Origin of the sequence: Bradyrhizobium sp. BR 10289 (assembly GCF_019455385.1) — a bacterium.
Taxonomy (GTDB): domain Bacteria; phylum Pseudomonadota; class Alphaproteobacteria; order Rhizobiales; family Xanthobacteraceae; genus Bradyrhizobium.
Window position 1 is genome coordinate 280,649 of record NZ_JACOFR010000001.1, and the last position, 23,146, is coordinate 303,794.

At 64.9% G+C, this 23,146-nt stretch carries 28 protein-coding genes and 1 pseudogene; 10 read left to right on the forward strand and 19 right to left on the reverse strand.

The genetic code is table 11. The annotated features are described in order from the left end of the window. Positions 1–63: 63 nt before the first annotated feature. Together curA and HYH08_RS01315 are read left to right on the forward strand one after the other, a co-directional pair. Positions 64–1,086, forward strand: coding sequence for an NADPH-dependent curcumin/dihydrocurcumin reductase (gene curA, locus HYH08_RS01310; RefSeq protein ID WP_220007931.1), 1,023 nt, complete (start codon positions 64–66; stop codon positions 1,084–1,086). A gap of 166 nt (positions 1,087–1,252) precedes the next feature. Continuing rightward, positions 1,253–1,549 (forward strand): hypothetical protein, encoded by a 297-nt coding sequence (locus tag HYH08_RS01315; RefSeq protein WP_220007932.1) that lies wholly within the window; start codon positions 1,253–1,255, stop codon positions 1,547–1,549. A gap of 4 nt (positions 1,550–1,553) precedes the next feature. On the opposite strand, the gene HYH08_RS01320 is transcribed toward HYH08_RS01315, so the two are convergent. From HYH08_RS01320 to HYH08_RS01385, 14 genes and pseudogenes are all read right to left on the reverse strand, one after another. Further along, positions 1,554–2,618, reverse strand: a complete 1,065-nt coding sequence (locus tag HYH08_RS01320; RefSeq protein WP_220007933.1) for a LacI family DNA-binding transcriptional regulator — start codon at positions 2,616–2,618, stop codon at positions 1,554–1,556. Between the two features lie 42 nt (positions 2,619–2,660). Next, positions 2,661–3,689, reverse strand: a complete 1,029-nt coding sequence (locus HYH08_RS01325; RefSeq protein WP_220008334.1) for a succinylglutamate desuccinylase/aspartoacylase family protein — start codon at positions 3,687–3,689, stop codon at positions 2,661–2,663. Positions 3,690–3,962: 273 nt separating this feature from the next. After that, the gene (locus HYH08_RS01330; RefSeq protein ID WP_220007934.1) at positions 3,963–4,307 is read right to left on the reverse strand and encodes a RidA family protein; all 345 of its coding nucleotides are present in this window, start codon (positions 4,305–4,307) and stop codon (positions 3,963–3,965) included. A 54-nt stretch (positions 4,308–4,361) separates the two neighbouring features. Further along, complete coding sequence (locus HYH08_RS01335; RefSeq protein WP_220007935.1) at positions 4,362–5,159, reverse strand: transporter substrate-binding domain-containing protein; 798 nt, start codon at positions 5,157–5,159, stop codon at positions 4,362–4,364. 31 nt (positions 5,160–5,190) lie between these two features. After that, complete coding sequence (locus HYH08_RS01340; RefSeq protein WP_220007936.1) at positions 5,191–5,919, reverse strand: amino acid ABC transporter ATP-binding protein; 729 nt, start codon at positions 5,917–5,919, stop codon at positions 5,191–5,193. Continuing rightward, complete coding sequence (locus tag HYH08_RS01345) at positions 5,906–6,556, reverse strand: amino acid ABC transporter permease (RefSeq protein WP_220007937.1); 651 nt, start codon at positions 6,554–6,556, stop codon at positions 5,906–5,908. Before HYH08_RS01345 ends, HYH08_RS01340 begins: the two co-directional genes overlap by 14 nt. Before the next feature lie 9 nt (positions 6,557–6,565). Further along, entirely contained in the window at positions 6,566–7,225 is a 660-nt protein-coding gene (locus tag HYH08_RS01350) for an amino acid ABC transporter permease (RefSeq protein WP_220007938.1), read from the reverse strand. A gap of 11 nt (positions 7,226–7,236) precedes the next feature. Then, entirely contained in the window at positions 7,237–8,544 is a 1,308-nt protein-coding gene (locus HYH08_RS01355) for a type III PLP-dependent enzyme domain-containing protein (RefSeq protein ID WP_220007939.1), read from the reverse strand. A 171-nt stretch (positions 8,545–8,715) separates the two neighbouring features. Continuing rightward, positions 8,716–9,143: pseudogene (locus tag HYH08_RS01360) on the reverse strand (EVE domain-containing protein). Next, positions 9,140–9,511, reverse strand: a complete 372-nt coding sequence (locus HYH08_RS01365) for a VOC family protein (RefSeq protein ID WP_220007940.1) — start codon at positions 9,509–9,511, stop codon at positions 9,140–9,142. Before HYH08_RS01365 ends, HYH08_RS01360 begins: the two are co-directional and overlap by 4 nt. A 92-nt stretch (positions 9,512–9,603) precedes the next feature. Continuing rightward, positions 9,604–10,293: a helix-turn-helix transcriptional regulator gene (locus HYH08_RS01370; protein ID WP_220007941.1), complete on the reverse strand. Its 690-nt coding sequence runs from the start codon at positions 10,291–10,293 to the stop codon at positions 9,604–9,606. A 109-nt stretch (positions 10,294–10,402) separates the two neighbouring features. After that, complete coding sequence (locus HYH08_RS01375) at positions 10,403–11,245, reverse strand: metallophosphoesterase family protein (RefSeq protein ID WP_220007942.1); 843 nt, start codon at positions 11,243–11,245, stop codon at positions 10,403–10,405. 105 nt (positions 11,246–11,350) lie between these two features. Beyond that, a complete protein-coding gene (locus tag HYH08_RS01380) occupies positions 11,351–12,217 on the reverse strand; it encodes a tetratricopeptide repeat protein (protein WP_220007943.1) in 867 nt (288 codons plus the stop codon). Positions 12,218–12,221: 4 nt separating this feature from the next. Further along, positions 12,222–12,857 (reverse strand): acriflavin resistance protein, encoded by a 636-nt coding sequence (locus tag HYH08_RS01385; protein ID WP_220007944.1) that lies wholly within the window; start codon positions 12,855–12,857, stop codon positions 12,222–12,224. 158 nt (positions 12,858–13,015) lie between these two features. On the opposite strand from HYH08_RS01385, the gene HYH08_RS01390 reads away from it, so the two are divergent. Together HYH08_RS01390 and HYH08_RS01395 are read left to right on the forward strand one after the other, a co-directional pair. Further along, entirely contained in the window at positions 13,016–13,438 is a 423-nt protein-coding gene (locus HYH08_RS01390) for an MAPEG family protein (protein WP_220007945.1), read from the forward strand. A gap of 34 nt (positions 13,439–13,472) precedes the next feature. Continuing rightward, positions 13,473–14,774, forward strand: coding sequence for an RsmB/NOP family class I SAM-dependent RNA methyltransferase (locus HYH08_RS01395; protein WP_220007946.1), 1,302 nt, complete (start codon positions 13,473–13,475; stop codon positions 14,772–14,774). Between the two features lie 143 nt (positions 14,775–14,917). Here the strand turns inward: HYH08_RS01395 and HYH08_RS01400 are convergent, their stop codons facing one another. From HYH08_RS01400 to HYH08_RS01410, 3 genes are all read right to left on the reverse strand, one after another. Beyond that, a complete protein-coding gene (locus HYH08_RS01400; RefSeq protein WP_015686739.1) occupies positions 14,918–15,127 on the reverse strand; it encodes a cold-shock protein in 210 nt (69 codons plus the stop codon). Positions 15,128–15,406: 279 nt separating this feature from the next. Continuing rightward, the gene (locus HYH08_RS01405; protein ID WP_220007947.1) at positions 15,407–15,739 is read right to left on the reverse strand and encodes a DHCW motif cupin fold protein; all 333 of its coding nucleotides are present in this window, start codon (positions 15,737–15,739) and stop codon (positions 15,407–15,409) included. A gap of 81 nt (positions 15,740–15,820) precedes the next feature. Continuing rightward, entirely contained in the window at positions 15,821–16,996 is a 1,176-nt protein-coding gene (locus tag HYH08_RS01410; protein WP_228747485.1) for an MFS transporter, read from the reverse strand. 182 nt (positions 16,997–17,178) lie between these two features. Between HYH08_RS01410 and HYH08_RS01415 the strand changes: the two genes are divergently transcribed. Further along, positions 17,179–17,631, forward strand: coding sequence for a winged helix-turn-helix transcriptional regulator (locus tag HYH08_RS01415; RefSeq protein WP_220007948.1), 453 nt, complete (start codon positions 17,179–17,181; stop codon positions 17,629–17,631). Positions 17,632–17,710: 79 nt separating this feature from the next. On the opposite strand, the gene HYH08_RS01420 is transcribed toward HYH08_RS01415, so the two are convergent. Beyond that, positions 17,711–18,082 (reverse strand): nuclear transport factor 2 family protein, encoded by a 372-nt coding sequence (locus HYH08_RS01420; protein WP_220007949.1) that lies wholly within the window; start codon positions 18,080–18,082, stop codon positions 17,711–17,713. Between the two features lie 149 nt (positions 18,083–18,231). Here HYH08_RS01420 and guaA point away from each other — a divergent pair, with 149 nt between their 5' ends. The 4 genes from guaA (at position 18,232) to HYH08_RS01440 (ending at position 21,607) form a co-directional block, all read left to right on the forward strand. Beyond that, on the forward strand, positions 18,232–19,830 hold the full coding sequence (gene guaA, locus HYH08_RS01425; protein ID WP_220007950.1) for a glutamine-hydrolyzing GMP synthase: 1,599 nt from the start codon (positions 18,232–18,234) through the stop codon (positions 19,828–19,830). Between the two features lie 72 nt (positions 19,831–19,902). Further along, positions 19,903–20,805, forward strand: a complete 903-nt coding sequence (locus HYH08_RS01430; protein WP_220007951.1) for an HNH endonuclease — start codon at positions 19,903–19,905, stop codon at positions 20,803–20,805. 118 nt (positions 20,806–20,923) lie between these two features. After that, entirely contained in the window at positions 20,924–21,166 is a 243-nt protein-coding gene (locus HYH08_RS01435; protein ID WP_220007952.1) for a type II toxin-antitoxin system Phd/YefM family antitoxin, read from the forward strand. A 3-nt stretch (positions 21,167–21,169) separates the two neighbouring features. Continuing rightward, positions 21,170–21,607 (forward strand): type II toxin-antitoxin system VapC family toxin, encoded by a 438-nt coding sequence (locus HYH08_RS01440; RefSeq protein WP_220007953.1) that lies wholly within the window; start codon positions 21,170–21,172, stop codon positions 21,605–21,607. Positions 21,608–21,728: 121 nt separating this feature from the next. On the opposite strand, the gene HYH08_RS01445 is transcribed toward HYH08_RS01440, so the two are convergent. Beyond that, positions 21,729–22,292 carry a TetR/AcrR family transcriptional regulator gene (locus HYH08_RS01445; protein WP_220008336.1) on the reverse strand — a complete coding sequence of 188 codons (564 nt, stop codon included), beginning with the start codon at positions 22,290–22,292 and terminating at the stop codon, positions 21,729–21,731. A 110-nt stretch (positions 22,293–22,402) separates the two neighbouring features. On the opposite strand from HYH08_RS01445, the gene HYH08_RS01450 reads away from it, so the two are divergent. Beyond that, positions 22,403–23,047: a glutathione S-transferase gene (locus tag HYH08_RS01450; RefSeq protein WP_220007954.1), complete on the forward strand. Its 645-nt coding sequence runs from the start codon at positions 22,403–22,405 to the stop codon at positions 23,045–23,047. Positions 23,048–23,146: the final 99 nt, after the last annotated feature.

The window sequence follows — 23,146 nt, forward strand, 5'->3', positions numbered from 1 at the left end:
CGGGGCGTTTGCTTCGCCGCGGCAGGTCCCCTAAATCATGGCGATAACAATCCGGAGGAAGTTATGTCCCAAGCAAAACGCATCGTTCTCGCCGCGCGTCCCGTCGGCGAACCCAAGTCGTCCGATTTTCGTCTGGAGGAATTCGCGGTCCCGACGCCCGGTGCAGGCGAAGTCCTGCTGCGCACGATCTGGCTGTCGCTCGATCCCTATATGCGCGGGCGCATGAGCGATGGTCCGTCCTATGCTGCGCCAGTGCCGGTCGGCGGCGTGATGGAAGGCGAGGCGGTCAGCGAGGTCGTGGCCTCCAACAATGCGGATTTCGCCAAAGGCGACATTGTCCGCGCCCGCACCGGCTGGCAGACGCACGCAATCTCCAGCGGCAAAGGCCTGATCAAGGTCGATCCAAAACTCGGGCCGATCTCGACGTCGATCGGCGTGCTCGGCATGCCCGGCATGACCGCGTATACGGGCCTGCTCGACATCGGCAAGCCGCAGGAGGGCGAGACCGTTGTCGTCGCCGGCGCTTCAGGCGCGGTGGGATCGGCGGTCGGCCAGATCGCGAAGATCAAGGGGGCCCGCGCGGTGGGCATCGCCGGCGGCAAGGACAAGTGCGACTACGTGGTGAAGGAGCTCGGCTTCGATGCCTGCATCGATCACCGCGATCCCGATCTGGCCGCGAAGCTGAAGGACGCCTGCCCGAAAGGCATCGACATCTATTTCGAGAATGTCGGCGGCGCCGTGTTCGAGGCGGTGTTCCCGCTGCTCAATCCGTTCGCGCGCGTGCCGGTCTGCGGCCTCATCGCCCATTACAACGATACCGAGGCCAAGGCGCCGAAATGGGCCGCCAGCATCATGCGCGCGACCTTGACCAAGCGGCTGACCTTCCGCGGCTTCATCGTCTCCGACTTCGCCAGCCGCCACGGCGACTTCCTGCGCGACATGTCCACCTGGGTCCGCGACGGCAAGGTCAAGTACAAGGAGTTCGTCACCGAGGGCCTCGAGAGCGCCCCCGGCGCCTTCATGGGTCTCCTGAAGGGCGCCAATTTCGGCAAGCAGCTGGTGCGGGTCGGGCAAGACAAGGCCTAGCTGCAAAGCCTGATTTGGCTGCAATCCACCGGCTTTGGCGGGCTGGATGGTTAAAAAAGAGTCACCGAACGGCCACACCTGTCGGCAAAAGCCGCTTGTGTGACCGTCGGTTCATTGACGGGCCGACGAAGGCATTGAATCATCGCGCATATTTTTTGGTGTTGCGATGTTAGAGATCAGTGTTTTCGGCGTAATCCTCCTGGCCGCCGGCTATTGGACGACGATGTTCGTCATGGGCCGGCGCGACGACGTCATCCATGGCAAGTTCGTGCACGCTGAGGAGGAGGGCGATGTCGCGCAAGCCGCGATGCTGATGCCTCCGCCGCCATTCCCGAAGCGTCCGGTGAAGGTTGTTCAGCCGGCCAGCATCCAGCCCGCGATCGCGGCAGCAAAGCCGGTGAACAGCGCTGCGCTGGAATCCTTGCTGGCTGCGATCCAGCAGGATCTCAAGAGCGTCGCGTAGGCGCTCAGACGCTACCGCGTTCGATCAGGAACAGATCGACGGCCAGCCGCTGCTCGGCGTGCGGCGTGCCGGATAGCCGCGCCAGCAGCAGCTCGCCCGCGATACGTCCCACCGCCGCTGCGTCGAACGAGATGGTGGTAAGGCCGGGCGTGATCTGATCGGCCACGTCATTGTCGCCGAAGCCGAGCACGGCGAGATCGCGCGGCACCTGAAGTCCGCGGGCGCGTGCTTCGATCAGCGCGCCGGTCGCAAGCAGATCGTTGGCGCAGAACACTGCGTCGATCTCGCCGCCGCGCGCGAGCAGGGTGGTGAACGCCGCCCGGCCGTCGACCAGTCCCGTGACCTCGCCAACCAGGATCTCGTGCACGATCGTGAGCCCGAGCCGTGCCGCCGCCGCGCGAAAACCGTCGCGACGCAGCGCGCCGCGGCCGCTGCTGCGGCCGATGAAGGCGACGCGGCGATGCCCCGCTTCAGCGAGCCTGCGCGCCGCCATGGCGCCGGCATCGGCATTGGGCAGGCCCACCAGCATGTCGATCGGATCGCGCGGAAACGCCCAGGTCTCGATCACGGGAATGCCGAGCTCGGCCAGTGCGGTGCGGTTCTCCTCGAGCTCGATGACGCCGGTGAACATCACCGCCGCGGGGCGGATGCCGCGCAGCGACTGGATCATCGCGACCTCCTTGGCATAGGAATAGGAGGTCTGGCCGACCAGCACCTCGAAACCCTCGGGCTCCAGCGTCTGCGCAAAGCTGCGCACCGCAAGGGCGAACTGCTGGCTGAGGATGTTCGAGACGAAGGCGACGACCACGTTCGACCGTCCCGAGCGCAGCGCGCGCGCATGCGGGTTCGAGGCGTAGCCGGTCGCCTCGATCACTTCGAGGATGCGCTCGCGGGTTGTCTGGTTCACCTTGTCGGGGTGGCGCAGCGCCCGCGACACCGTGATCGGTGCGACGCCCGCGCGCTCGGCGACCTCCTCGATGCGTGGCGGCCGTCCGGTCGCATTGCTGCGGCCGGGCGGCGCCGGAATGCGCACGACGTCGTCATAGCCTGGCTTTGCCGTATCGGTCATCGATTCCCGAGCGTTGGTCGAAGTCGGTATCGTCTCCGAAGTTCAGCGCGCCGGCAACTCGTCACGCGACAGCGCGCGGCCGACCTGGACCAGGCAGTCGCCGCTCTGGCTGTCGGTGTGCAGGCGCTGCGAGATCACGATGCCGTCGGCGGGGAAGCGCAGCACCTCTTCCGGCAGCTCCGGTCGTTCGAAGTCGTGATACCAGCCGGCGATGTCGCCGGCCGCGACGCGGGCGCCGACCATGACTGCGGGCTCGAACCAGCCGCGTCGTGTCGCGAACACCGCCTGCGCGTGGCTTTGCAGCGCCAAGAGTTCGGTGGCGCGCTCGACCGGCGCATGCGGCCCCAGCACCGGCGCCTGGACGAGGCCGAGCGCCAGCAGCAGGCGATCGACGGCGCGCGCGGTGAGCGCCATGGTCTGCGGCGTGACGGTGCCGCCGCCGCCGAATTCACCTGATAGGCCGATCGCCCCGGCGCGCGCGGCAGCGGCCATCGAGGTCGGCGCGGTCGCGCCATTCTCGGCGACGAAGGCGAAGGGCATGCCGAGGCCTTCCATCAGCCGCAGCGCGTGACCGAACATCTCGGGCGGACCTTGCCGCTCGATCAGCGCGCAGGGCACGTGCGCCATCGAGGTGCCGCCCGAATGGATATCGAAGACGACGTCGTGCCGTGGAAACAGCTCGTGCTCGAGAAAGTGCGCCAGACGAAATGTCGGCGTGCCCGCGGGATCACCGGGAAAGGCACGGTTGAGATTGCCCTCGTCGAGCGGCGAGCGGCGGCGCGCCGCCATCACAGCCGGCAGATTGGCAAAGGGCAAAATGGTGATCTCGCCCTTGATCGCCTTGGCATCGAGCCGGCGATACAGCCGCGTCAGCGTGATCTCGCCCTCATATTCGTCGCCATGATTGCCGGCCATCAGAAGTAACCTTGGCCCGGCGCCGTTCTTGATCCGGAAGATCGGGATCTTGAGCTGGAAGTAGGGCGAGCGATCGATCGAGAAGGGAATGCCGAGATGGCCCGACCATTTCTGGTCCTTCTCGAAGTCGATGTCGTGAAACAATCCGGTATGCATGATGGGCCTCATGGCCGCGTCGTCGCCGACGCCGGCCGAAGGTTGGAAGAGGGTAAGGTGCTCCGCTGTTCACCTCTCCCCAGAGGGGAGAGGTCGGATTGCGCCGGGCGATGCGAAGCATCGTCCCGAGCAATCCGGGTGAGGGGCCGCGGTATTCGGTGAGACCTGAACCCCTCACCCGGATCGCATCTTTCGATGCGATCCGACCTCTCCCTACGGGAGAGGTGATCTGAGTTCCGGGTGCGCATCGATTCAACCAAGGCCCACCTCGGTTTACAGCAAGGCGACGGCGGTCATCTCGACGCGCAGATCGGGATCGGCGAGGCGGGCTTCGACGCAGGCGCGCGCCGGCGGATTGGCCGGATCGATCCAGGCATCGTAGACCGAGTTCATGGTGTCGAAATCGGTGATGTGCGGCAGGAACACGTTGACCGCGATCAGCTTCGAACGATCGGAGCCGGCCTGCTTCAGCAGCGCGTCAATCTTGGCGAGCACCTGCTGGGTCTGCGACACGATGCCGGCCTTGCGGTCATCGGCGACCTGGCCTGCGATGTGCACCATGCCGCCGGCGGCAACGGCCTGGCTCATGCGCGAGCCTACGACGTAACGTTTGATCATCTCAATTCTCCCAGTAAAGGCGGCTCCCGCAGATCGCGGAAGCCGTGTGCGAGCTTACAGCGTCGGTAGCGTCTGCTCTTCCTTGAACCACTTCAATTGCAGCGCGCCGAGCTTGCCGTTGAGCTTGTTGAAGAAGATGTCGGTGTTGATCCAGTTGAGCAGGTTCTGCTCGCCCTGGCGCACGCCGACATGGGCCGGCGACTGGCGGATGAGGAATTTCAGCTCGACCTCCTTGGTCGGGTTCTGGTCCTGGACCTTCAGCGCGATGGCGCTGTTCTCGGCGAACGTATCGGCCTGGCCCGCGAGATAGGCGGCGAGCGCGGCCGGCGTGTCCTCGAAGCGGACCAGCTTCACCTTCGGCGCGTTGTCGGTGAGCCAGACGTCGAGGGTCGAGCCCTTGGCGACGGCAACGCTGCGGCCGTCGAGATTGTCCGGCTTCTTGCCGGTCGCGGCGGGAATGGCCTTGGCGCCGTAGACGCCGAGGTTGACCACCGCATAGGGCTGCGAGAACATCACCTGCTGGGCGCGCTCGGGCGTGGCGCCGAGGCCTGCGATCAGAATGTCGATCTTGTCCGAGAGCAGGCTCGGAATGCGTGCTGCGCCGGTGACCGGGACCAGCTCGAGCTTCACGCCCATGTCGGCGGCGATCAGTTTGGCGAGGTCGGCATCGAGGCCGGCGATCTCGCCCTTGTCGTCCTTGAATCCCCACGGCGCGGCATCGGTCAGAAGGCCGACGCGGAGCTTGCCGGAGCCGAGCACGTCCTGGAGCTTGTCGGCGTGAGCAAGGCTCGGCGCAGCAATGATGGCAAGCGCTGTGGCTGCGATCGCAAAGAGGGACTTCAACTGTCTCATGACGGTCTCCTGGTGGCGGATGGCGGGTCGATCATTTCGCGGAAGCGATGAAGCTGGCGAGCTCGGGGGTCTCAGGATTGGCGAACAGTTTTGCCGGCGGGCCCTGTTCCCAGACGCGGCCCTGATGCATGAAGACGATGCGGTTGGCGACGTTGCGGGCAAAGCCCATCTCGTGGGTGACGAGGATCATGGTCATGCCTTGCTTGGCCATCGCCTCCATCACCTTCAGCACTTCGCCGACCAATTCAGGATCGAGTGCGGACGTCACCTCGTCGAACAGCATCAGGTGAGGCGCCATGGCCAGGCACCGCGCGATGGCAACGCGCTGCTGCTGGCCGCCGGAGAGCTGCTCCGGCCAGGCGTCGATCTTGTCGGCGAGGCCGACGCGAGTCAGCACGTCCTCGGCGAGCGCACGGGCCTTGGCCTTGTCGATGCGGCCGGTGAGGAGCGGCGCCAGCGTGATGTTGCGCTCGACCTTCAGATGCGGAAACAGATTGAAGGCCTGGAACACGATGCCGACGCGCTGACGGAACTTTTTCAGATCCGGCATTTTGGCGTGGACCCTCGCGCCCTCGACGTGGATCTCACCGGTATCGACGCTCTCCAGCGCGTTGATGCAGCGGAGCAGCGTCGACTTGCCCGAGCCGGAGCGGCCGATGATCGTGACGATCTCGCCTTCCTCGACATCGAGCGAGACGCCCTTGAGCACCTCGGTCTTGCCGAATGTCTTGTGCACGTCGCGGATTTCAACGAGAGCCATCGAGGCGGGCCTCCAGAGAGCGGGACCAGAGCGTGAGCGGCAGGCACAGCGCGAAATAGATCGCGGCGACCAGCGCATAGGTGAGCAGCGGCTGGAACGTCGCCGCGCTCACCACCTGTCCGGCACGGGCAAGCTCGACGAAGCCGAGGATCGAGGCGAGCGAGGTGCCCTTGATCAGCTGCACCAGGAAGCCGACGGTCGGCGGCAGCGACAGCCGCAGCGCCTGCGGCGCGATGATGTGGCGGAACTGCTGCCAGGCGGAGAGGCCGAGGCAGGCGCCGGCTTCCCACTGCGCCTGCTTCACGGCCTCGAGGCCGCCGCGCCAGATCTCGCCGAGGAAGGCGGCGGTGTAGAGCGTGTAGGCGACGGTGACGGCGATGATCGCGGGCACCTGGATGCCCAGAAACACCGGCATGCCGAAATAGAAGAAGAACAACAGGCCGAGCAGCGGCACGCTCTGGATGGTCTGGATCAACCCCGCCATGGTCCAGCGTAGCCCGGCAAAGCGGCTGATGCGGCCCATGGCGAGGCCGAGCGCCAGCGGCGCACCGAAGACGAGCGCGAGCACGACCAGCGCGACGGTCCAGCGCAGGGCTTCGACCAGCGAGATGAAATCGATGAGGGAAAAGGATCGCATCGCCTGCCCTCAGCGCCGCCGCGGCCAGCGGAAGGCCATCGCGCCGATGATGGCGAACAGTGCCTTGAACGACATCGCCATCGCGAAATAGACCACGCAGATCACCGCATAGACCTCGAAGCTGCGATAGGTGCGGCTCTCGATGAAGCCGGCGACGTGGAACAGCTCGTCGGTCGCGACCTGCGAAGCCAGCGAGGTGCCGAGCAGCAGCAGCACGAACTGGCTGGTCACGGCGGGGTAGGCGTTGCGCAGTGCCGGCGGCAGCACGATGTGGCGAAACACCTGCCAGCCCGACAGGCCGAGGCACTGGCCGGCCTCGACCTGGTTGCGCGGGATGGAGTCGAGGCCGGCGCGGATGATCTCGACCGAATAGGCGCCGAAATAGAGCGACAGCGCCACGCAGGCGGCTTGGAACGCCGGTATCTTCAACCCGAAGGTCGGCAGCACGAAGAAGACGATGAAGATCTGGATCAACGACGGCGTGTTGCGGAACAATTCGATGTAGCCGCGCACCAGCCAGCGCAGCGGCGCGATGCGGCCCTTCAGCGCGACCGCGCCGGCAATGCCGATCAGGAGGCCCGCGATCGCCGCGATCACCGTCAACTCCAGCGTGACGATGGCCCCGTCGATGAGCTGGTTCTGATAGCGCCAAAGCGGCAGGAAATTCATCGCAGCGCTCTTCAGCCGAACCGGGTGGGGAGGGCGCGCGTCACGACGCCAGCGGCATCGAGGCCGAAGATCACGCGCCAGCGGTCGAGACAGGTGCAGGGATGCGAGATGCCGAGGGCGATGATGTCACCGACAGCGAGCGCGGCATCGGGTGCGACGGAGATGAACGCGTGCTGGTCGTTGAGACGCGTCACGGCCAGCGCGGCGGCAAGGTCTTGCTGCTCGACGCCGTCGCGGAAGACCCCCAAGGGCACCGGCAGTCCCTGATCGAAGGAGGCGTCGCGCATGCCGAAGCCGGCAATCGCGAGGCTCGTTTCCGGGCGTGACAGCACCTCGGCCCAGAGCGTCAGTGCGGGACGAAAGCCTTCTGCCGCGGAATGATGCAGGCCGTCGATGAGCAGGCCGCCGCGCTTGTCGATCTCCGCGAAGGCGCGTGCATAGATGCCGTGATCGGCAAAGAACAGCGCGCCCGAGCGCAGGAGGACCGTGGCATTCCCGTCGGCCTTGGCGACCGGCGCGAGCGCCTGCGCGACGACATCGAAATAGGCGGAGCCGCCGGCACTCATGATCAGCGGGCGCTGCGGGGCGGCGGCGCGCACCATGGTGAACGTCTCGATGGTGCGTTCCAGCAGCGCTGCGATGGCGCGCATCGTCTCCTCCGCATCGGCTGTTGCGGCTGCGCCCTCATAGGTCGCAACGCCGCCAAGCGCCAGCCGGTCGTCGGCAAGCACGGCGGCGATGGTCGCCTCGATTGCGGCACGATCGCGCGCACCGGCACGGCCCGCACCGAGCTCGACCAGCACGGACAGTTCACGGCGTTCTGCGATCCGCGCCGCTTCAGCGAGTGCCGCGACGGCCGCCGGTGAATCCGCGAAGGCATGAAACTCGACCTCGGGATAGGCACTGAGCAGCGCGCCGAGCCGCCGGCCGGCCGCGAGTCCGCCGATCTCGTTGGCGAGCAGCAGGCGCCGCTCGCCGCTCGCGAGCAGCACCGCAGCCTGCTGGATGTTGGCAACCGTCGTGCCCCAGGCGCCGGCCGCGCGCAGCGAGCGGGCGAGTTCCGGCGACATCGGCGTCTTGGCGTGCGGCGCGACGGCCACGCCGGCACTCGCGCACCATCTCAGGAAGAGGTCGCGATTGGCCGCAAAGGCTGCGTCATCGAGGGTGAGGGCGGGCAACGCAAGATCCCCGCGCGAAGGCGACCAGCGCTGGCTGCCGATGTCCTCAAGGGCCACGCCATCGACCAGGGGAATGCCCCGTGTCGTCGTCGACAGGCGCTGGCTATCCCTCTGGAGCTTCCTTGGGGACAAAAACTGCATCGTCGCTCCCTCAGCGGCCCTTGACCGCCGAAGTGAACGATATGTCTAAATGACAACGTTGTCATTAGCCAAAAGCGAGCAGTCTACGTCCAAATTTGGAGCAATACGGTAATAAGGTAAGGTGGAATGCCCGCCAGCTGGGCTGGCATTCCCGGTGGCGCGCAAGCACCCTCAGAGAACGGCACCCATCGCATTGGAGATGATCTGCATGTCGGTATCGGCGATCTCGAAGAGGCCGAAGCGGAGCTGATATCCCCAGGCCTTGTTGCCCCGGCGTGCGAAGCCAAGCTGACTGAGGAGAGGGCGGATCGGCGCCTCTCGCGCCTCGGCCCAGTGCACGTCCCGGCGGAACGGTCGAAACCCACCGCCGGTATCGGCCTGATAAGTCTCGCCCGCCATGACGATTCCGATCGCGGTGAACGTCTGCAGCCTGTCATTGCCGCGAAAAGTTTCGGTCGGTGAGTAATATGCCACGCGGTCACCTTGTGGCAGCGGCGCAGCGGCGCCGCCTTGCCGTGGCAGACCTGCAGGAAGCCTTGAGTCCGGGCGATGCGCACGTGCTCGGCTGATGCGACGGCGAGCCAGCTCCTCGGGCTCATGCGGCCTCCGGCGCGAACACGCGCAAGCGATGACCGTCGGGATCCAGCGCGACAAAGGTCGTGCCGAAGTCCATGCGGGTCGGCGCCTGGGCGATGGCAAGTCCGCGCGTTTTCCAGGCCGAGTGTGTATCCTGCACGGCCGCCGCGTCCGCCACCGTGAATGCCACTTCGCTGCTGCCAGGCTGCCCTGCAGTCTTCGGTTCGACGGCGGCGCGCGACCACAACCCGAGCATCACGCCATCGCGCAAGGGCAGCATAGCGAAGGTCGGCGACTGCTCGATGATGGGGATGCCCAGCAGGTCGTTGTAGAACCTGGCGCTCGCGGCCGGGCTTTCGACATGGAGCAAAAGGAAGCTGAAGTCTGGCATATGAGGTTTCCTTGTTCAGCGCTCGCTGTAGCGAGCGCGGTGCAGAAACCCTTAGCTCGGCATGCTGCCAATTTATGTCAGCAGTATCACACTCACTGTTCCGGTACGCCCTCCAAGGCGCGCCATTCCTTCAGCAGCGTGGCGCGCCGTCGCGGATAGCGTTTGGCCGTCGCTTTCAGTGTCGCGATGCGGTCCGTCCGGAAGTGCCGATAGCCGTCACGAAGTTCGCACCAGGCGACGACGACGCGTACGCGATCGAAGAAGGCGAGAGCGAACGGCCAGATCGTGCGCCGCGATGGACGTCCCTCGCCGTCGGCGTAGGCGATCTGCAGCTTGCACTCCGCACGGATCGCGTCGCGGATCGAGGAGAGTTCGGTGTCACCGGCCGCAACCAATTCCCCAGGGCCGATCAGCAGGCTCGCCGCATCGAGCCTGTCGCGCAAATCGTCCGGAAGCACCGCTCCGATCTTGGCCAGCGCGTTGCGGGCGGCGGTGCCGAGTGGCCGATCTGCGCGTTCCGACACCCATCGCGAGCCGAGCACCAGCGCCTCGATCTCCTCCTCGCTGAACATCAGCGGCGGCAGCATGAAGCCGGGCCGCAGCACGTAGCCGACGCCGGCCTCGCCGTCGATATGTGCACCTTGCGCCTTCAAGGTCTCGATGTCGCGGTAGAGCGTGCGGAGCGAGACGCCGACCTCGTCGGCGAGCACGGCGCCCGCGACCGGCCGTCGATGCCGGCGCAGCATCTGGATCAGATCGAGCAGTCGTTGCGAGCGGGACATTGGTAAGCCTCGAATGAGGCATACTACGTCATGCTGCCAGGAAATGGCAGCACCAGAATGTCAGCGCGGGATCATCGGCGACGACACCGACGATTTGTCGGCACGCGCCCTAATCCTCGCCGCCCATCTGCGCAAGGATCTCCTCGATATCAATGTCAGCCTGGCCGGCCGCCCTGACGTGGCGGACTTCAAGACTGTCGGGCCGGAAGCGATACTCGACGAGGCCGGTCTCCTTGATCGCGATCCGGTCCTGGCGCTGGTCGTTGATCTTGAAGCCAGCCGAAGGCGCCCAGACATGGCGGGTGTGGCGAAAGGTGAAATCACGGCGCTGGTGCACGTGACCGCTGGCGATCAGGCGCAGATCGACAGGGGCAAACATCTCGATCAGTCGCGCTCGCGCCGGCTGCGGCACGTAGCGGATCGAGGTCTCCGGCGTCTCGGGGTCGTCGGGCCGGTTGAGGAAGAGCGGCTTGTGCACGAACAGCGCGATGGGCTTGCCGTTCACGCGCGCAACCTCCTGCGACAGCCAGTCGAATTGCTCGGCCTCGAAGGCAAGCACCGAATTCATCACCAGCGTGTTGAGGCCGATGAAGTACCAGCCGGCCGCTTCGAACGACCAATGGTCCTCGCCCATGATCTCGCAAAACTGCTGGCGGTGCGCTTCCGTAACCGGCGGCTTCGGTGCCGGCCCGATCGCAGTCGGATTGTCGCCGATGTCGTGATTGCCAGGGATATAGCGGCAGGCGACGGGCAGGGCATCATGCAGGCCTTTTGCAAACTCGACATCATCGCGACTCGTGGGCCCGTCGAAGGAGACGTCGCCGGTGTTGATGACGAGATCCGGCCTGTCAGCGTTGATGTGCTCACTGACCGCCTGGAAGTTGGCGATCAGGCCGGGAAAGCGCCGGCCGAGATGCGTGTCGGAAATCTGCGTGAGGCGAAATTCGGGCATGCGCAAAGTATCACGCCGCCAAGCGTCGGAACGATGACACGCGCGCAAAAGCGGCGATGAAACAAAGTTTAAAGCGGACAATGTTTGAAGCAGGCGATGACGGATCTAGCCGCCGTCAAAGCAAATCCGGCCGACGGATTTGCCATCGTGGCCTTTGAGCCCGAACGGACAACGCAGTCGTTCCAGCGCCTTGCCGGCATCTTCATTGCCGAGCGCGGCAGCGCGCTTGTAATAGGCGATCGCGGCCTTGGCATCCTTCTCGCCGGCCCGCCCGGACTCGGCATAGGCGCCGAGCCGCTCCAATGCGTCGGCGTGATCGAGCGCGGCGGCTTTTTCGAACAGCGCCTTGGCCGCGACATCGTCCTTCGGGCCGCCATCGCCGTCCTGGGTCATCAATCCCAGCTGATACATGGCCTCGCCGGAATTCGCTTCCGCCGCCCTGGCGTACCATTTGCGCGCCATCGCGAAATCGCTCTTCACGCCGACACCGGCGCCGTAGAGCGCGCCGAGATTGATCATGCCTTCGACATCGCCGGCATTCGCCGCTTTCTCGATCAGCGCCCGTCCCTCGGCGACGTTCTTTCTGATGCCGTTGCCGTTGATCAGGAGCACGCCGAGGCCGGCCATCGCCGAGGAGCTGCCGGCGTCGGCCGCCTTGCGATAGGCATTGGCCGCCTCAGCCGGCTGCCGGGCGAACTCATAGGCGCGGCCGAGCTCCATCCAGATGCGACGCGGCGCGTCGGGTGCCGCCGCGGCCGCCTTGCAGGCCTTCACCGCTACGGGGATGTCGGCATCGGCGATCTCGATCTGGCCTTTCACATCGGCAGGCCTGTCGGGATCGGTGGGATGTGCGGCGAGTCGGTCGCAGGTCGCGATGTCCGCTGGCGCCGCGATGGCAGGCAGCATCAGGGCGGAGTAGAGGAGAGCGGTGAGGCCCAGCGCCGCGCTGGCGGCAAATCTCGTTCGGACCATGACGTCAGAGCACGCGATAGCGGATGGTGTAGGCGTCCTGCGGCACGACCGCGCCCGTCACGAGCGATGCAATGCGGTCGGCGAGATGCCAGGGGCCGAACTGCTCGGTGCGATGCGGCTCGGCGGGCAGGCGGAGGCGGAATTCGAAAATGCCTTTGCCCGGCAGGTTCACGACCAGCACGCGGTCGGCGGTGCGGTGATTGAGCGCCACCGCGCCGCGCAGCACCGCGCGTCCATCAGAGAGGTCGCTGACGCCGTCGACCAGCGCCAGCGTCTGGTTGCGGTCGGTGTGCAACTCGATCTGGCTGTCGGAGGCCGCAGCCAGAGTCTCCGCGGGCATGCGGATCTCGAATTCGACCGCCGGCTTGGACGGGTTGAGGCCGAGATAGGCGAGCGCGGCGTGGCGCATGTCGTAGGCGGCAAAGGCGAACAAGACGACGGCGGCGAGCGTGGCGAGGCCATGCCTGACGACGTCGCGCCAGCTCCGGTAGCTCAGGCGGAAATACACCGTCATGGCCAGCGCGACGGCCAGCGCCGTCGCGATCCCCGAGAGCGCCGACATCAGGATGCCGAGCTGGCCATCGGCGGATTCGGCAGGCGGGCCGATCAGGCCGGCGATCTGGCTGAAGAGGGTGGTCATGGCGGCTGCTCGCCTCGGGGCCCCAAAGAGGAGGAAAATTGCTTTAACAACCGGTGGTTGGTCGCAGGAGCGGGAACACCGGTTCAACTCGCTGATTGTCAGCGTCAGAAGTCGCGGCTAATGACGTCCGCGGCGTTTCGCCTTACGGGAAAGTTCCGATGTCCATCCAAATGGTCCTGCTGCCCGTCTTCGTGCAGGTGGGCCTGACCTTCGCGCTCCTGATCGGCATGGTGTTTGGGCGCCGCAAGGCGCTGGTTTCGGGCGAGACCAAGATCCGCGACATCGCGCTGGGCGAGCCGAACTGGCCGAAGAGGGCCACACAAATCGCCAATTGCTACCGCAACCAGTTCGAGCTGCCGGTGCTGTTCTACGTTCTGATCGCGCTGGCGCTGCCGCTCCGCCATGCCGATCTCTTCATCGTGCTGATGTCCTGGGTGTTCGTGGTGACCCGCTTTGCCCATGCCGGCGTGTTCGTCTCCTCCAACGATCTCGGCCGCCGCTCAACGATCTGGCTCGCCGGCGTGCTGGTGCTGCTCGCGATGTGGCTCTACTTCGCACTGAAAATGCTCTTGCTGATCTGACCGTTAAGAGTCGGATTTCATCTGAAAGATTCACATGACTCCCGCTGCCCGGCTGTCCGCAGCCATCGAACTGATCGACACCATCGAGACAGACCGCGTGCCCGCCGCCAAGGCGCTGAAGGAGTGGGGCACCGCGCACCGCTTTGCCGGGTCCGGCGACCGCGCCGCGATTGCCGGCCTGGTCTGGGACGTGCTGCGCCGCTATGCCTCGAGCGCTTGGCTCATGGACGCAGACACCGCGCGCGCCCGGCTGATCGGGATGCTCCGTCTCGAGCGCAACATGGACACGGCGACCATGGCCGCGCTGTTCGACGGCAGCCGCTTTGCGCCGGCGCCGCTGACCGGGGCCGAGCAGGCCGCGCTCAGCCAGCGCTCCCTCAAGGATGCGCCAGCGGCCGTTGCCGGCGACTATCCCGAATGGCTCGATCCGCATTTCGCAAAAGTCTTTGGCGAGGACCGTGCCGCCGAAGCTGCAGCGATGGCCAGCCGGGCCCCGCTGGACCTGCGCGTCAACACGCTAAAGTCCAATCGCGACAAGGTGCTGAAGGCGCTTGCTCATCTTCATGCGAAACCGACGCATTGGTCGGCAACGGGCCTGCGCATCGAGCTTTCGGCCGATGCGCGTAATCCCGGCATCCAGGCCGAAGAGGATTTCATCAAGGGCGGAGTTGAAGTTCAGGATGAAGGATCGCAGCTGGCGGCCCAGTTCACCGCGGCAAAACCCGGCGAGCAGGTGATCGATCTCTGTGCCGGTGCAGGCGGCAAGACGCTGGCGCTCGCCGCCCTGATGCAGGGCAAGGGCCGCCTGATCGCCACCGACAGCGACAAGCGGCAACTTGCGCCCATTCACGAACGGCTGTCGCGCGCCGGCGTCCACAATGCCGATGTCCGCACACCCAAGGGCGAGACGGATACGCTTGCCGACATCCACGCCTCCGCCGACCTCGTCGTGATCGACGCGCCATGCACGGGAACCGGAACCTGGCGCCGCAACCCCGACGCCAAATGGCGCATGCGCCCGGGCGCGCTGGAGATCCGCCTGCGCGACCAGGCCGCGGTGCTCGATCGCGCCGTGCCGCTGGTCAAGCCGGGCGGCCGCATCGCCTACATCACGTGCTCGGTGCTGGCAGAGGAGAACGGCGAGCAGGTGAGGGCGTTCGTTGCCCGCCATCCGGAATTCAAGCTGGTGCCGCCCGAGCAGACCGCCAGCGTGCTCTGGGACAAGGCAGAGGAATTTGCCGCGGCCGCGCTGGAATCGCCGGAAGGCTGGCTGATGACGCCGCGGCGGACCGGCACGGACGGGTTCTTCGTCTCTGTTCTGAAAAAGACCGGTTGATCGACGTTGTCATCCGGGGCTCGCCCTGCAGGGGCCTCCGGAATGACAGGGCAAACAAAAACCCCGCAGACCGGTCCCGGTCGCGGGGCTTTCTTTTTCGAGCGTTCTGCCGGTACGTCTGTGGTCAGAACGGTGCGCGGGCGTTAGCCGACGCGGAGATTGTCAGCCGACGACTTGCCGCTGCGGCGGTCGGCAACAATGTCGAACGAGACCTTCTGGCCCTCGTTGAGGGTCGAGAGGCCAGCGCGCTCGACGGCGCTGATGTGGACGAACACGTCCTTCTGGCCGTCGTCCGGCTGGATGAAACCATAACCCTTTTGGGTGTTGAACCACTTCACGGTGCCCATAGCCATGGGGAACTTCCTTTAGTTAGTTAGAGACGGTACGCACGTGGACCGGTACGCATCGCTGCGCCCATAGCCCTGATGAGTCGATGTTTGGAGAATTCATCTGGAAGCGTGCGCGCCCGTCTGCAACGAAGCGAAGCGGCCCAGTCGTTCGGCCAAGTATCGATGATCACAATATAGCGAGAATTTGGGGCCGCTTCAAGGCACCACCCGCGACCCGGCACGTCGCGAGACTTTGCTATTTTGCGATGCAAATGACCGGTCGTCCCGACCGTTTGGCGCCTCTCAATCGACGATGAAAAGCGTGGCACCCGTAGCCGTCGAGGACCGGTGCGCGGCGTCGCCGAAGTCCGAGACCTGGTAGCTCATCCCCGCCGTCAGCCTGAACTTGCGCCCGTCGCGCAGCTCGCTGTCGAGCTCGCCCTTGACCACGAAGATCACATGGCCGCGGTCGCACCAATGGTCGGCGAGATAGCCCGGCGAATACTCGACCATCCGCACCCGGAGGTCGCCGATATTGAGCGTGCGCCACAGCGCCTGGCCGGTCTCGCCGGCATGAATGGTCGGCTCGACCTTGCTCCAGTTGGTGACGGTAAAGGGGGAGGTGGGGAGTTTCATGGTGGAATCCTGTCTCAGAGCCGGCGGCGCAGTGCTAGCTCAGGAATCCTTACAAGTCTTCCATCCCGTTGCAGCGATGCGCTAAGGCGCCTCCGCGCAGCCGGCCGGCACCTCGATCCGGCTTGCCGTGATCACCCAGACCAGCAGCGCGGCAGCGCTGATTCCGGCGCCGAGCGCGCAGACGCCGATCCAGCCGGCCATGGCGTATACGAGCGTTGATGCGATCGCGCCGGTCGCGCTGCCGATCGAGTAGAACACCATGTAGCCGCCGACGAGACGGCTGGCGGCATCGGGGCGCGCAGCAACCATCAGGCTCTGGCTGGTCACGTGCACGGCCTGGATCGCAAAATCGAGCATCATCACGCCGGCGAGCAGGAGCCAGAGCGAGGTGTCCAGGCAGGCGATCGGCGCCCAGGCCGCGAGCATCAGCAACAGCGACAGCCCGGTGGTGCGCTGGCCCCAGCCGAGATCGGCGAAGCGGCCGGCGTTGCGCGCCGCCAGCGCCCCGGCGACGCCCGCAATCCCGAGCGCCCCGATCGTCGTGTGGGACAATGAGATCGGAGGCGCCGCGAGCGGCAGCACGATCGCGTTCCAGAACACGTTGAGATTGGCGAAGATCAGGAACGCGAACATGGCGCGCTCGCGCACGATCCGCTCCTCGACGAACAGTGCGGCCGTCGAGCGCAGCAAGGCAAGATAGGAGGATCGGCTCAACACGGCCTGCGGAGCGCGCGGCAGCACGCGCAGGAGCGTTGCCGCCATCGCGAGCATGAGACCGGCCGAGACGAGATAGACCAGGCGCCAGCCCCCGATATCGGCGAGCGTGCCCGAGGCGAAGCGCGCGAGCAGGACGCCTGCGACGACGCCGCTCGTCACCGTGCCGATGGCTCCACCGCGCTCGGCCGGGCGTGCCATTGTCGCAGCCAGCGCAACCAGCACCTGGATGACGACGGCGAGCACGCCGACCAGCGCCAGTCCTGCGAACAGGACGGCGGCATGCGAAGCGGTGGCGACGACGAGCAGGGCGATCGCCGACAGCGTGATCTGGCCGACGATCAGGCGCCGACGGTCCCAGAGATCGCCGAGCGGCACGATCAGGATCAGGCCGAAGGCGTAGCCGATTTGCGTCGAAGTCATCACCATGCCGATCGCGGCCGGCGTTATGCCGAAATCATGCGCCATTGCATCGAGCAGCGGCTGCGCGAAGTAGATGTTGGCGACGCTCAGGCCGCAGGTCAGCGCGAACAGCAGGGCCATCGGGCGCGACAATCCGCGCCCCGCGATCTCGTCAGCGTCTTTGGCTGTCGGGTTGTCTCGCAACTGCGCCGTCGGGTTCTCGTTCGTTATGGTCGTCTCCGGCACGGTCAATCCAGTTCTATAAAAAGACCAGTTGCGCGGGCTGCTGTCTAGTCTTATTTTAAGACCAGCTGGAGAGCCTGATGAAGCTGACCGGTTTTGCCAAGGTGGAATGCCCGGTGGGGCGGGCGCTGGACGCCATCGGTGACTGGTGGTCGCTGCTGATCGTGCGCGACGCGTTCGACGGGCTGCGCCGGTTCGGCGATTTCCAGAAGAACCTCGGCATTGCCAAGGGCATGCTCAGCGCGCGCCTGCATAAGCTGGTGCATCTCGGCGTGCTCGAGCTGGTTCCCGCCTCCGACGGCAGCGCCTATCAGGAATACGCCTTGACGCGTAAGGGCCGCGACCTGTTTCCGGTGGTCGTCGCCTTGAGGCAATGGGGCGAAGCGCACCTTTATGCGCGCGGCGAGGCACATTCCGACCTGGTGGATCAGGCAGGCCAGCCGGTCGGGCGATTGGTGCTGCCCTCACGCGCCGGCCGGCCGCTGACATGGTCGGACACGAAGGTCCGGAAGGTCGGCGCGCGCAAGCGCTGACGGCGGCATCTTTCCCGCGTGCTTCTTTTCCGTCATTGCGAGCCGCGCCCGCAACGAAGGTGCCGCCTCGACACGGCCCTCAATGCAGCAAATGGTTGGCCGAGCCCTGCACGATCAGCCCCGCATCGTTCACCCGTAGATATTCGCAGATCTTCGTGCCCCGCTCGTTCGCGTAGAACACCACGACGCTATCCGGGCTCACGAACACGTCGATCAGCGAAAAATGCAGCTCGGGCAGCAGGGCGAGCGCCTTGCTCCAATAGGCCCGCAGCGCGTCCTTGCCGCGCACCGTGCCGCTGGCATCGAATCCCACCATGGGAATGCGGTCCGACGTCATCACGACATCTTCGTCGTAGAGCGTCAGCACGCGCTCGAGGTCGCGCGCGTTCCAGGCCTCGACCCAGGTCCGGCCGAGCGCGGCAAGCGACGATGGCTGATGGTGCTGTGACATGGCGATCTCTCCCTGATTAGCCCCGGTTCAATCAGCGGGCAATTAGGTCAATAATACTTACCTATATGCGTTTGTCCATGCCCAAAGAAGCATGTGGGCGCGCGCCCCGCGCGGTTGCGGGCAGGCCGCACGTCGCGTATTGGCTTGCCATGACAGCAGCACAGAACGACCGCTCCGCGTCGACGCCCTCGGTGGCCTCGGCGCACGACAAGATTCTCATCGTCGACTTCGGCAGCCAGGTGACGCAGCTGATCGCGCGCCGCGTGCGCGAGGACGGCGTCTATTGCGAGATCGTCCCCTTCAACAAGGCCGAAGACGCCTTCAAGGAGATGAAGCCGAAGGCGGTGATTCTCTCCGGCGGCCCTGAGTCGGTGCATGAGGAAGGCTCGCCGCGTGCCCCGCAGCTGATCTTCGACTCGGGCGTGCCCGTGATGGGCATCTGCTACGGCCAGATGACCATGGCCGCCCAGCTTGGCGGCGAGGTCGAGGGCGGCCATCACCGCGAATTCGGCCGCGCAGATGTCGAGGTCAAGGCGGGCAGCAAGCTGTTCGAGGACGTCTGGTCGCAAGGCAGCAAGAACCAGGTCTGGATGAGCCATGGCGACCGCATCACCAAGATGCCGCCGGGCTTCTCGGTCGCCGGCACCTCGCCGAACGCGCCGTTCGCGATCATCCAGGACGAGACGCGCAAGTATTACGGCCTGATGTTCCACCCCGAAGTGGTGCACACGCCGGACGGCGCCAAACTGATCCGCAATTTCGTGCGCAAGATCGCCGGCCTGACCGGCGACTGGACCATGCGCGCCTTCCGCGAGGAGGAGATCGCTAAGATCCGCGCCCAGGTCGGCAAGGGCAGGGTGATCTGCGGCCTGTCCGGCGGCGTCGATTCCGCCGTCGCGGCCGTGCTGATCCACGAGGCCATCGGCGACCAACTGACGTGTGTTTTCGTCGATCACGGCATGCTGCGCCTCGACGAAGCGAAAACGGTCGTCGACCTGTTCCGCCACCACTACAACATCCCGCTCGTGCATGTGGATGCCTCCAAGCAGTTCCTGGGCGCGCTCGAAGGCGTCACCGACCCCGAAACCAAGCGCAAGACCATCGGCCGCCTCTTCATCGAGGTGTTCGAAGCTGAAGCCAAGAAGATCGGCGGCGCCGACTTCCTGGCGCAGGGCACGCTCTACCCCGACGTGATCGAAAGCGTCTCCTTCACCGGCGGACCTTCAGTCACCATCAAGTCGCACCACAATGTCGGGGGCCTCCCCGAGCGCATGAACATGAAGCTCGTCGAGCCCCTGCGCGAGCTGTTCAAGGACGAGGTCCGCAAGCTCGGCCGCGAGCTCGGCCTGCCCGAAATCTTCGTCGGCCGCCACCCGTTCCCGGGCCCCGGCCTTGCCATCCGCTGCCCCGGCGAGATCACCAAGGACAAGCTCGACATCCTGCGCAAGGCCGATGCCGTCTACATCGACCAGATCAGGAAGCACGGCCTCTACGACGACATCTGGCAGGCCTTTGCGGTGCTGCTCCCGGTGAAGACCGTGGGCGTCATGGGCGACGGCCGCACCTACGACTACGTCGTGGGCCTGCGCGCCGTGACATCGACCGACGGCATGACCGCCGACTTCTACCAGTTCGACATGAAGTTCCTGGGCGAGACCGCGACGCGCATCATCAACGAGGTGAAGGGCGTGAATAGGGTGGTGTACGACGTGACCAGCAAGCCGCCTGGGACGATCGAGTGGGAGTAGGGGCTTCTCTCCAACTTGCTTGTTACTGAGCTAAGTCGTTTCTTCCCGGCAAGAGGCAGCGCGGCATAGATCATGGGATTTGGGGTATTCATCCATCGATCGGATTCGATCTACGATGACAGCCCGGCTGAACGGTATCAATTTCCCAGCCAGTATCTTGGTCGCGTCGAAGCCTGCATTGGCGATTGGATCATCTACTACGAGCCGCGCAAGGTCGCTGAGACGCGTGGTTACTTTGCGATTGCCCGGGTTCAACGCGTTGTTCCGGACCCCGGCACTGAGGGCATGTACCTCGCTCTTATCGAGCCAGGAAGCTATCTGGATTTTGCCAATCCGGTTTCCTTCAGCGGTCCAGACGGTCCCGTAGAGCGCGGCGTCCTGAATGAGCAGGGACGAATTTCAGGGCGTGCCCAGTCAGCAGTCCGGCCGATCTCGCTTGAAGATTTTAATAGAATATTCGAACTCGGCTTCGCTGAGGGCGCGCCGCTGCTGCCCCGCGTGGATGCGGATGTGCGGCGGTCTCAATTTGACGAAAAAGAGCAAGCGCCGTTCAAATTTGAGCAGCAGCGAGATCGCGTCAGTCTTACGGTATCGAGAGTTTTGCGTGATCGTGTTTTTCGTCGAATCGTGCTGCGTGCTTACGATGAACGTTGCGCCATTACTGGACTGAAGCTCATAAATGGAATGGGGCGAGCTGAGGTTGCGGCGGCGCACATTCGGCCTGTGGAGGCCAATGGACCGGACATCGTCAGCAATGGCATCGCTCTGTCTGGTATCGCGCATTGGATGTTCGATCGCGGTTTGATTAGCCTAGCCGATGATCTGGAAATATTGATTTCCCGCCAGACGAACGACCTGGAAGGAGTTCGATCGGTCATCAACAAGACCGGTCGTGCGCTTGAGCCAAGAAGGCCGCTAGATCGACCTCATCCGCATTTTTTACGATGGCACCGCGAGCATTGCTTCAAGCAGTGAGCACTTGAACAGCCCGCAGGATGGGCGGAGTAGGCCGAAACCTATCGCGTCGCCTGCGCCGCCTCCTTGAACTGAGAGGCGATTGCGTGTATGACTACTGTGGTCATATAGGTGCCTCATGCGCGAAATTCAGCTTCGTGATGCGAAGGCCAATCTGTCCGCAGTCGTCGATGAGGCTATCGACGGCAAACCTGCGGTGATCACGCGTCATGGCAAGAAGCAGGCGGTGGTGCTGAGCTACGAGGAGTGGCGTCGCCTGTCGCAGGTCCCGAGCTTCGGGCGCTTGCTCGCGGCAGCTCCGGTGAGGGTGGGAGAACTGCCGGCGCGGAATCGGTCCAAGTTGCGCAAGACCGACTTCTGAAACGTGTACCTCGTCGATACCAACGTCATATCCGCGTTCTCGCCGAGCCGGTCGGCATCCGCCAAGCTGGCCGAGTGGATGGATGCGCAATCCGCCTCGTTGTTCTTGTCCGCCGTGACGATTGCGGAGGTCGAGGACGGAATCGCCAAGCTGCGACGCGAGAAGGCCACGCGCAGGAGCAAGGACTTGGCCCAATGGCTGGACGCCGTCTTGCATCTCTATGGTAACCGAGTCCTGGCGTTTGACACGGCAGCCGCGCGGCTCGCGGGAGAGCTATCGGACCGGGCTCGCGGGCAGGGGCATGCGCCCGGATTTGCCGATATCATCATTGCTGCGACGGCGCGTCAGCACGCGCTGACGATCCTGTCGCGCAATGTCAGACACTTCGAGCCGCTCGGTGTGCCTGTGCTCGATCCCTTTAGTGAGTTGCCGCCGCCCTGATCGCCGCGATCATCAACGAGGCGAAGCGCATGAATCGGGTGGTGTACGACGCGGGAGCAAGGCGGCGGGACAGGTGGGAGCAGGGCGTCGCCGCCCCCGCTGCGGTCTGATGTAGGCCCATCTATGCCGGCAGAAGACCCGCGGCGCGATAGTTGTCGATGGTCGTATCGTAGAGCGAAATATCGCAGCGGCTTCTGGCGATGAGCTGCGCGCCGGCGATGGCGGCGAAAATGGCGCGGGCTCGCTGTTCGCTCTTTCTCGAACTGACCAGGCCCGCAGCCACCAGCAGCTTGCTCAGCCACGCCACGTTGACGTCGGCAAATGTCTGGACTTCCGTCTTGACCGCGGCCGGCAGGTCCTCGATTTCCGCGGACATGAAGCTGCAGAGGCACATGCGGTTGTCGTTCTCGAGCGCCTTGCGAAACACCTCGGGATATCGGCGCAGGCAGCGGACGGGATCGGCGGTTTCTGCCAGCATCGCCTCGAGCTGGGCGGCGGTATCCTCCCAGTAGCGGCGTGCGACGGCCGCGCCGAGATCGGCCTTGCTCGGAAAATGGTGGTAGATGCTGGCGGCCTTGATCCCGACTTCGTCCGCGAGATCGCGGAAGTTCAGGCCGCCATAGCCGCGGGCCTGCGCCGTCCGTTTTGCTGCCGCCAAGATGGCTTCCCGAGCGCTCGAACTCACTTTCATGCCTCACTGCTTCGTTATCTACCAAGTGACAGGTAGGGCTTGACCAGCCGAATTGGAAGCCCTCATATCAGCCTACCAAGTGACAGGTAGACAGAGGAGTCGTGATGAAGATCTACGATTGGCCAAGGGGACCATATCCCGCCCGCGTTCGCATCGCGCTGGCCGAGAAGAACCTGCAATCGCGCGTGCAGTTCGTATTGGTCGATCTCTACAAGGGCGAGCACAAGACGCCCGAATTCCTCGCCAAGAACTACTCCGGCACCCTGCCGGTGCTCGAACTCGATGACGGGACCTTCATCGGCGAGTGCACGGCAATTACCGAGTACCTGGATGCGCTCGATGGCGCGCCGACGCTGACCGGCAGGACGGCGCGTGAAAAGGGCGTGATTCACATGATGAGCAAACGCGCCGAACTGGAAGTGCTCGATGCCATCAGTGTCTATTTCCACCATGCCACGCCCGGCCTCGGGCCTCATGTCGAGATCTATCAGAACCCCGAATGGGGATTGCGCCAGCGCGACAAGGCCCTCAGGGGGATGCACTACTTTGACGGCATTCTGAAACGACAGCCGTTCGTCGCCGGCGACGCATTCACGATGGCCGATATCACCCTCATCGGCGGCTTGATCTTCGCGGGCCTCGTGGACGTGCAGGTGCCGGCGGCGTGCGAGGCTCTTTTGACATGGTACGCAAGGATGCAGGAGCGTCCCAGCGTCAAGAATCGGATAACGATGTCCGAGTTACGATGACAGTCTGGAGTTACGGTGACGCGCCGGGACGCGCTGACGATCCTGCTGGGTAACGTCGGGCTTCGACCCACGCGGCGTGCCTGAGCTCGATCCCTTCGG